General features: G+C 40.6%; 5 protein-coding genes. 3 read left to right on the top strand and 2 right to left on the bottom strand.

Annotated elements, in window-relative coordinates:
• Positions 1-218: 218 nt before the first annotated feature.
• On the bottom strand, positions 219-476 hold the full coding sequence (locus G1O98_RS37715) for a YgjP-like metallopeptidase domain-containing protein (RefSeq protein ID WP_345940640.1): 258 nt from the start codon (positions 474-476) through the stop codon (positions 219-221).
• A 271-nt stretch (positions 477-747) separates the two neighbouring features.
• Between G1O98_RS37715 and G1O98_RS37710 the strand changes: the two genes are divergently transcribed.
• Both G1O98_RS37710 and G1O98_RS37705 read left to right on the top strand, forming a co-directional pair.
• Entirely contained in the window at positions 748-948 is a 201-nt protein-coding gene (locus tag G1O98_RS37710) for a hypothetical protein (protein ID WP_163939503.1), read from the top strand.
• A gap of 502 nt (positions 949-1450) precedes the next feature.
• Positions 1451-1645 carry a hypothetical protein gene (locus G1O98_RS37705; RefSeq protein ID WP_163939500.1) on the top strand — a complete coding sequence of 65 codons (195 nt, stop codon included), beginning with the start codon at positions 1451-1453 and terminating at the stop codon, positions 1643-1645.
• 103 nt (positions 1646-1748) lie between these two features.
• Here G1O98_RS37705 and G1O98_RS41300 read toward each other — a convergent pair whose 3' ends face one another.
• Complete coding sequence (locus tag G1O98_RS41300; RefSeq protein ID WP_345940639.1) at positions 1749-1841, bottom strand: hypothetical protein; 93 nt, start codon at positions 1839-1841, stop codon at positions 1749-1751.
• Between the two features lie 680 nt (positions 1842-2521).
• On the opposite strand from G1O98_RS41300, the gene G1O98_RS37700 reads away from it, so the two are divergent.
• The coding region (locus G1O98_RS37700) for a hypothetical protein (RefSeq protein WP_202985855.1) at positions 2522-2820 on the top strand (299 nt) is incomplete at its 3' end.

Genomic DNA, 2820 nt, shown 5'->3' with positions numbered 1-2820 from the left:
GGCAAGATCCGCGCCTATACAGATCAGGTGTTGCAGTCTTTTGCTAAATCTTATGGTATTTCACTATATCAATATAAGGAGCTGTTCGAGATTGCACCAACACATTGTCCAGTGCGTCCTTGTCCCTTGCACCCTGACTGATCGTCATACAAGCGATCGCTCCAGCCTCACTCACATTCATACTTCCCAAGATTCCAGTTTTGACCCTTCCGCGTCCTCTAGCCCGGCATGACGCATGAGAGAGCTTCCCAAAAACCATTACCATAATTGCGGTGCAGCAAGTGAACAATCTCATAGGCTACTACGTACTCCAAGACTGACAATGGCGCGTCAACCAACTGCCAGTTAATGTGAATCACGCCATCTTTCCCACAAGTTCCCCAAGTTCGCTTCTCTTGAGACAGTTTGACTCCTGGGGTGTATACTCCTAGCTTACAGGCGTACAACTTTACTAGATTCTGTACATCTTGGTTTATGCGATCACACTTTCAGTTAATCAATCCTTGCTCAATCGCAACGTGTTGTCATAGATACCCCTCTTCTGTCACTCTCCGAAAACATTTGCCATTCCTGAATTCTAGAGCTTCCATATAGCAAGCGATCGCGCGATTTTTTTCTAATAACAAATACAAGACCAATTTTTTTCTAATAGTATAGCTTGTATTGATTACCTCATAAGGCTTCTAGCGATCGCCCTACCGGAAAGTGACAGAAGAGGGATATAACAGTAAGTGAGGTAAAAAATTTATGTCAAATCAAATCATGCAATTTGTTCAAGATAACGAACTGTTCTCTCAAATGTCTGCTGAAGAAGCTGCTACCCTTAGTGGTGGTGGACCCGCAGCCGGTGCCTACGCAGGCATCTACGCAGTAGGCGGCGGGCTTTTCGGCAGTGCAGTCGCACAAGCTGGGATATTGGCGGCTTCACTTAACCCCACCATCGGGTAAGCTTGTTTCTATAAATTGAGGTCAAGAATGCGCCCTTGTTCGGTTCCAAGAAATTGGATCAGATACTCACTGCTTAAAAGTGAGTGAGGTGGGCGCGTTTTTTAGACATCTTGTGGCAATAAACAGTTTCTTCCTTAACTGTGTCTTCTCCCACCCATCTATAAGAAATTAAGTTTTTCGGCAATTTCTTAAGGCTAAGGAAGTGAAGAATTACCTTTCTTTCTGGTCAAGAGCGGACTCCATACTTATTCTGCACGTCTATCAATTTTTATTGCTAGATTGAGAACATTTTGTATTAAGTATTCGTTCAATACAATTGATTAGGCTTCGCTTAGAACGATTCACTATTAAGTTATAAGTAGACAAGAAATTTTGACTATTAACGAACATAAAACTTGGATATTTACCTTGATGTTATCTGTGCTTCCTAGGGATGTGTGTACATTTAGCTATGAAAAAATGCCACTTCACTCTTGATCCTGATTAATTGAGAAAATACAATATGCTGCAAATTATCGATCTCGAAAATAAGAAACTGTTTAGCGCAATCTCTACTGAAGAATCCACTACCATTAGTGGCGGTGGGCCGCAATCAGCTGCCTTAGCAAGCATCATTGCAATAGGTGGTGGCATTTTTAACAATGCAATTGTACAAGCTGCGATATTTGCGATCGCACTTAACCCCACCATCCCATAAGCTTGTTTAACTAAAACCTAATCACCGAAACTGGCTTTCGCTTCTGCTCTGGCGTGACCTCCAGATAACGCTGCAACGTCCCCAAGTCGCTGTGACCAGAGATTTATTGAATAGTTCTCAAAGGTATCCCGGCGCTGGACATCTGAGTGAGAGCAGTTCGTCTAAACGAATGGGTGCTGACTCCCTCTACCCCAATGCGTTTGCAGGCATCCGTAAAATTTTGTCTGCCATGAATCGGGTTAGACGTTCAGTTACACCGCGCATACCTGGGAACATTGCCCCCGTTTGGGGTTGGTATTCGGTCAATTCAGATCATGCTTGTTGGCTGTTGTGCCTTCCATGTTCCACACCCAGTCACCACAAGAGAGGGATGGGGTAGGGTGGCCGCCGAGTGCTAGTGTGACGAATACTATTGAGTAGAAATGAAAACAGACACGAATTCAAGAATTATGTCTAAACATTTAATCTGAAAGACTTGATTGTTCTAGCTTAATCATCAAATTGAGTATAGCCTTTAATAGTTTATTGGCTATTTAGCTAATAAACTAACTTTAATCAATATTTCTACTTTGTGTCAGTATATTGTATTGATATACTCAGTTTTCATTATTGCCTACCTGAGTATAAACGGAGAAATTTTTCAAAGACTTATATCTGAATATAAGGTCTAAATCGTTTATTTATCAAACTGGAATCTGAAGAATTATTAAAAATAATTAAGAGTAGTTAGGTTTGATAGTCTTCACTCTAAGAAGATTTCATTCATATCAGTTATCTAATTGATTTGATATGAAAATCAAATAGATAAACTTCAATTTCAACTTGATAAATCATTGAGTTAAAGTATGGAATCATCTCAACACAAACAGTTTAATTATGCCAATATTCAAACGTCCTCCTGTCTCCCAAAGCAATAAAACTGTTAATGGTCAGCATTTATCCATTCATGGGTTAAAAGTCTTGTATGAACCAAAGTCAGTACGCTCTCTAGCCTCCAATGCAGCAATGATTCTAATCAGTGCTGCATTGCTAAGTTGGTCTTTCCGCTTCATGAAAGCTCAACTAACAACTGTAAATAGCGTTGATGCAGTTATGAACGGTATGCTAACAGATATACGGGCACAACAAGAAGGTGTGATTTCAAAAGTTACAGTCAAAACTGGTCAGTCTATAAG

The sequence above is a fragment of the Nostoc sp. UIC 10630 genome (genome assembly GCF_010747425.1).
Lineage (GTDB): Bacteria > Cyanobacteriota > Cyanobacteriia > Cyanobacteriales > Nostocaceae > Nostoc.
The sequence above is the reverse complement of the archived record's forward strand: the minus strand, read 5'-3'. Positions and strand labels throughout refer to the sequence as shown.

Coding starts and splice junctions, on each gene's coding strand:
- G1O98_RS37710 (WP_163939503.1), top strand. CDS start 748: ATGTCAAATCAAATCATGCAATTTGTTCAAGATAACGAACTGTTCTCT.
- G1O98_RS37705 (WP_163939500.1), top strand. CDS start 1,451: ATGCTGCAAATTATCGATCTCGAAAATAAGAAACTGTTTAGCGCAATC.